This window comes from uncultured Arthrobacter sp. (genome assembly GCF_902805515.1).
Classification (GTDB): Bacteria; Actinomycetota; Actinomycetes; order Actinomycetales; family Micrococcaceae; genus Arthrobacter_D.
The window spans coordinates 1-5684 of record NZ_CADCTE010000185.1; the positions used below are offsets into that span (position 1 = coordinate 1).

5 protein-coding genes are annotated in these 5684 nt (G+C 69.9%); 3 read left to right on the plus strand and 2 right to left on the minus strand.

Annotation, left to right across the window (positions count from 1 at the left end):
* Positions 1–451, plus strand: a 451-nt coding sequence (locus tag QZX79_RS16815; protein WP_366485103.1) for an amino acid permease, incomplete at its 5' end; no start/stop codon positions are given.
* A 120-nt stretch (positions 452–571) separates the two neighbouring features.
* Here the strand turns inward: QZX79_RS16815 and hisS are convergent.
* A complete protein-coding gene (gene hisS, locus QZX79_RS16820; RefSeq protein WP_120169152.1) occupies positions 572–1903 on the minus strand; it encodes a histidine--tRNA ligase in 1332 nt (443 codons plus the stop codon).
* A 222-nt stretch (positions 1904–2125) separates the two neighbouring features.
* Between hisS and QZX79_RS16825 the strand changes: the two genes are divergently transcribed.
* Together QZX79_RS16825 and QZX79_RS16830 are read left to right on the plus strand one after the other, a co-directional pair.
* Positions 2126–3949 carry a DUF349 domain-containing protein gene (locus QZX79_RS16825; RefSeq protein ID WP_294570098.1) on the plus strand — a complete coding sequence of 608 codons (1824 nt, stop codon included), beginning with the start codon at positions 2126–2128 and terminating at the stop codon, positions 3947–3949.
* A gap of 106 nt (positions 3950–4055) precedes the next feature.
* The gene (locus tag QZX79_RS16830) at positions 4056–4733 is read left to right on the plus strand and encodes a hypothetical protein (protein ID WP_294570100.1); all 678 of its coding nucleotides are present in this window, start codon (positions 4056–4058) and stop codon (positions 4731–4733) included.
* 124 nt (positions 4734–4857) lie between these two features.
* On the opposite strand, the gene QZX79_RS16835 is transcribed toward QZX79_RS16830, so the two are convergent.
* Positions 4858–5684: ACT domain-containing protein (locus QZX79_RS16835; RefSeq protein WP_294570102.1), on the minus strand; the 827-nt coding region annotated here is incomplete at its 5' end.

Consider the following 5684-nt stretch of genomic DNA (forward strand, 5'->3'; position numbering starts at 1 on the left):
GCAGGTGGCGGCGCAGCAGGGCGGCCACGTCGCGCAGCCGAGCCTGCCCCGCGGTCGGGCTGTCACCGCCGCCGAGGGGCAGCAGCCACACCTGCCCCGGGCCCTCGCCGGGATTTGGTCCCGGTTCGGGGTGCCATGGGCGGCGGATACCGCTACTGCCGTCGTCGTGATTGTCCTGCTGCTGACGACGGATGTGCTCACCGTCGTCGGCTTCTCGAGCTTCGGCGTGCTGCTGTACTACGCGGTGGCGAATGTGGCCGCCCTGACGCTCACCCAGCGCCAATGGTACGCACCGAAGATCCTGAATGTCGTCGGCGCCGCGGGGTGCCTGTTGCTGGCGTTCACCCTGCCCGTGACGTCGGTGCTGACCATGACGGCGATCCTCGCTGTCGGCGTTGCGGGCCGTGCCGTCGTGCTCCGGCGGCGGAATTGGCCGGACACTCGCGCCTGACTCTGCCGCGGGCCGCCGACCTCTGGTGGAAAACGTCCCGACGGCAGAAAACGGACCCGATTGCGACGTTCGGACCGGATATATCGGGTGCGGCGGTCGTTTTCGGGTGCGGCGGCGGCTCTAGGAGACGCGCAGCACCTGCGGAGCCAGATCCTCGGCCGGCGGGGTCCACGAATCCGGATCGGCGGCCTCCTGCGCCCCGGAACGGATGTCCTTGACCTCGTGAGTGCCATCGGCGCCGGTGAACCAGACGAACGGGATGCCACGGCGATCGGCGAACTTGATCTGCTTGCCGAACTTCTCGGCGCTGGCAGCCACCTCGGCGGAGATGCCCCGGGCCCGCAGGGACGCGGCGACGTCCTGCGCGGCGGACCAGGAGTCCTCGTCGGCGAGGGTCACCAGGACGGCAGTGGGAACCTGCCGGGAGACTGCCGCGAAGTCCTGGCTGAGGATCCGGGAAACGATGCGGGTGACACCGATTGACAGCCCGACGCCGGGGAAAGTGCGGTTGCCCTTCGCCGCCAGGCTGTCGTAGCGCCCGCCGGAGCAGATTGAGCCGAGGCTTTCGTGCCCGTTGAGGACGGTCTCATAGACGGTGCCGGTGTAGTAGTCGAGGCCGCGGGCGATGCTCAGGTCTGCCACGACGCGTCCCGGCGCCCGCTTGGACGCCTCGGCAATGACCTGCTCAAGCTCGGTCAGCCCTTCCTCAAGCAGGTCGTCGGACACCCCGAGCGCCCTCACCTGCGCCACGAAGGAGGTATCGGGGGTGCGGATCGCCGCGAGGGCGAGGGCGGCGTCGACCTGGGCATCGGTGGCACCGAGCTCCTCACGCAGCAGCTGCCCCACCTTGGCGGCGCCGATTTTCTCGAGCTTGTCGATGCTGCGCAGCACCGAGGCGGTATCGGTGAGCCCGATGCCGCGGTAGAACCCCTCGGCGAGCTTGCGGTTGTTGACCCGCAGCGTGAAGTCGGGAATGGGCAGCGCGCCGAGCGCCTCGACGACCACCAGGGCCAGTTCGACGTCGTACCGGAACGGCAGGACGCCGTCGCCGACGACGTCGATGTCGGCCTGCGTGAACTCCCGCGCCCGTCCCTCCTGCGGGCGCTCCCCGCGCCAGCACTTCTGGATCTGCGAACGGCGGAAGGGGAAGGCGAGGTGGCCGGCGTTCTCGACGACGTAGCGGGCGAACGGAACGGTGAGGTCGTAGTGAAGGGCAAGGCCCGCTTCGGACGCCGAGGCCTCGTCGGCCTGCAGTCGGGAGACGGCGTAGACCTCCTTGTCGATCTCGCCCTTGCGCAGCAGCTGGTCGACGGTCTCAACGGCCCGGGTTTCGATGTTGGAGAAGCCGTGGAGGTCGAACACGCGGCGCAGGGTGTCAAGCACATGCAGCTCGATCAGCCGCTCCTGCGGAAGCCATTCCGGGAAGCCGGACAGTGATGCCTTACGAGCCATGGGGCGTATCTCCTTGATCGATGCAGCCAGGGAGGCGCTTCCACCGGTGCGGCACTCATTTTAGGGGCTGAGCGGGTGCCCTGCGAAAACGCGGCGAAGGCGCCCGGAAGTGCACCGCTACACACGGAACCCCTGCGGCCCCCGGAACGATAGACTCCTTATCTCTGAACGAAATGGCGGCGGACCGGTCCGTGCCATCCATCGAGCGAAAGACTTATAGCGGTGACAGACAGTCAGCAATCCGACGAAATGACCATCAACGACGAATCAGTGGCCCAGGACCCCAGCGTGGATTCCGCCGTTGACGAGCCAGCGGAGGAGACCGCCAGCGCCGACACCCCCGCCGTTGGAGGTCCGGTCGACGCCGCCCCGGCCGCCGGGGAGCAGACGCCGGCCACGCACGGAGCCGAAGACACGGAGGTCCCGCCAGCTCCGGAGACCCTCGCCACCGACACCTCGACCGCTCCGGAGGCCCTGGCCGCTCCGGACACCTCGGCCGTTCCAGAGACCCCGGCCACCGACGCAGCTCCGGAGGCCCCGGCCGCTCCGGAGGTCCCGGCCACCGATGCAGCGCCAGAGAGTCCATCCGCGGAGAGCACAGCCCCGGCCGCGGAAAGCCCCGCAACTCCGGCACCGGCTGCCGCTCCGGCAGCACCCGTTGCCCCGGCGAGGGCCGCCGCCCCCGCAGCCCCGGCTGCACCCGCCCCCCGCGCTCCCCTGCCGACAGCGATGGCGCCGCGGCCCCTGAAGAAGGCCCAGACCCCGCTGGCGGTCCCCCCGGCACACAGCACTCCGCTGGCCGAGGCGGAGAAGTTCGCCCGCGTCGAGGACGACGGACACGTCTTCCTGCTCCTCAACGGCGAGGAGCACCCGGTCGGCCAGTACCCCGATGCCTCCCGAGAGGAAGCCCTCGCCTACTTCGTGAAGAAGTATGACGACGTCGTCAGCCAGGTCGCGCTGCTTGAGCAGCGTGTCAAGGGCAAGGCGCCGTCGGCGGAAATGCTGAAGACCGCCAAGCACCTGCGCAGCCAGGTCGCCGAGCGCAAGCTCGTCGGCGACGTCGCGGCCCTCGAGGCGCGCATCGACGCACTGACCGAGTCGATCACGGGCCTTGAAAAGGCCGAGCGGGCCGTCCAGGACGAGCTTAAGGCCAAGGAACTCGCCGCACGCGAGGCGATCGTCGCTGAAGCGGAGGAACTGGCGGGCCGCGACCCGGCGACCGTCCAGTGGAAGGTCAGCAGCACGCGCATGAACGAGCTGTTCGAGCTGTGGAAGGCCGCGCAGAAGAACGGTCCGCGGCTGGGCCGTGGCACCGAGGACGCACTCTGGAAGCGCTTCCGTTCCGCCCGGACGATCTTCGACCGGCACCGCCGCGCGTACTTCTCGCAGCTGGACAGCGACAACGCCGAGGCCAAGCGCGCCAAGGAGTCGCTGATCGCACGTGCCGAGAGCCTCTCGAGTTCAACCGACTGGGGTGCGACGGCGGCCGAATACCGCCGCCTGATGGACGAGTGGAAGGCCTCGAAGCGGGCCAGCCGCAAGGACGACGACGCCCTGTGGGCGCGGTTCCGCGCCGCTCAGGACCGCTTCTTCGAGGCCCGCAAGTCGGCCAACGAAGCGGTCGACGAGGAGTACGGCGCGAACCTGGTGGCCAAGGAGGCCCTCCTCAAGGAGGCCGCCGCGCTGCTGCCGGTGAAGGAGGTCGCCGCGGCCAAGAAGGCGCTGCAGTCGATCCGGGACCGCTGGGAGGAGGCGGGCAAGGTGCCGCGCGCCGACATCGGAAGGATGGACGCCGGCCTGCGCCGCGTCGAGGACGCCGTCAAGGCGGCCGAAGACGAGCACTGGCACAAGACGAATCCCGAGACCAAGGCCCGCACCAACAGTGCGCTGAGCCAGCTGCAGGCAACCATCGCCACGCTGAAGGATGATCTTGCGGCGGCCGAGAAGGCCGGGGACGCCAAGCGGATCTCCACCGCGAAGGAAGCCCTCTCCGCCCGCGAGCAGTGGCTCGAGATGCTTCAGCGGTCGGCCCAGGACTTCTCCTAGCCCGCATCTCCTGGGTTCGATCCCAACGAAAGCCCCCGGGGCCCGGTTTTCCACATCGGGCCCCGGGGGCTTTTGTCTGCCGTGCCGGATTCGGAATGCTTGAGCAATGTCACCGCTGAGCACCGGCTCCGCTGTTCCGCCCGTCCGGGTCGTCCGGGACATGTGGGCGCGTGCCGGTCCGGCCGTGCGGCAGCCGCCGGGCGAGGCCGTGCTCTTCCACGCCGGGGAGTTCTTCAGCGCCGTCGAGCTTCAGGGAATGACCCTCGACGGCCTGGTCCGGCGGGTTTACCGGGAGACCTACCGGCGCACCGACTGCCCTGAGGATGCGGCCGCACGCGCCCGCGCTGCCGCGAACGCCCTCCCGGCACCACTACGAGGCCGGGTGGCGCTGGCACGCCAGTGCGCGGCATGGGTGTACGGGTGTGCACCGCCACCGCCGCTGCTGAGCGTGGTCACGGACCACCGCCGGCGCACCACCGCCGTCCCGGCGTTCGGCGCCACCACGATGCACCAGGTGGCGCTGGGGCCCTTCGACGTCAACCTCGTCGGCGGCGTGCCGGTGACGACGCCGCTCCGCACTGCCCTCGACATCGCAATCCATGGACCTGAGGCGACCGCCGTCGACATCCTGGCCGCGCTGGCCTCCGCGTCGGGGCTCGAATGTCCACTGCGGCTGGTGGAGGCGGCCCTGGCGAGCACCCGCAGGGTGCCGGGCAAGGCCCGTGCGCTCGCGCGACTACGGCAGGCCTGCGCCGGGACGGCCGGTTCAGGGGCAAGGCCGTAGCCGCACGGCATTGGAAGCCCAACCCGGCGCCCGCTGCGCAAGCGGTGAAAGGGCGGGACCCGGTCCCGGAGAGACGACCCACGGCACGCCCCGCTCGCCCCGGGTGGGCGCCCAGGGACCCGACCTAGGTGCGCCGCTGCGAACCGGTCGTCCGGTAGACGTCGAACACGCCGTCGATCCGCCGCACGGCGGCCAGCACGTGGTTGAGGTACTTCGGGTCGCCCATCTCGAAGGCGAACTTCGACATGGCCACCCGGTCCGAGGAGGTGTTGACGCTTGCGGCGAGGATGTTGACCTGGTTCTCCGAAAGCACCCGGGTCACATCGGAGAGCAGGCTCTTCCGGTCCAGCGCCTCCACCTGGATCTCCACGAGGAACACGCTTGACTGGGTCGGCGCCCACTCCACCGGCACGATCCGGTCGGGCTGGTCCCGCAGCTCCTGGACGTTCCGGCAGTCCGAGCGGTGCACGGACACCCCTGAGCCGCGGGTGACGAACCCGATGATCGGATCCGGGGGAACCGGCGTGCAGCACCGGGCGAGCTTCACCCAGACGTCGCCGACGCCGCGCACCGTCACCCCGGAGTCGGAGAACTTGGGCCGGCGCGGCTGGCTGGCGACCGCGGGCTCGGCCAGGTCCTCCTCGGCCTCCTGGTGGCCGCCCATGAGCGCCACGAGGTGCTCGATGACGTTCTGCGCCGAGGTGTGCCCGTCGCCGACCGCTGCGTACAGGGCGGCAATGTCCTGATGGTGGAGTTCCTGGGCCACGGAGAGCAGCGCGGTATGGGTCATCATCCGCTGCAGGGGCAGGTTCTGCTTGCGCATGGCGCGGGTGAGCAGGTCCTTGCCCTTGTCGATGGCCTCCTCGCGGCGCTCCTTGGTGAACCACTGCCGGATCTTGTTGCGGGCCCGCGGGCTCTTGACGAAGCCCTGCCAGTCCTGAGATCGGAAGA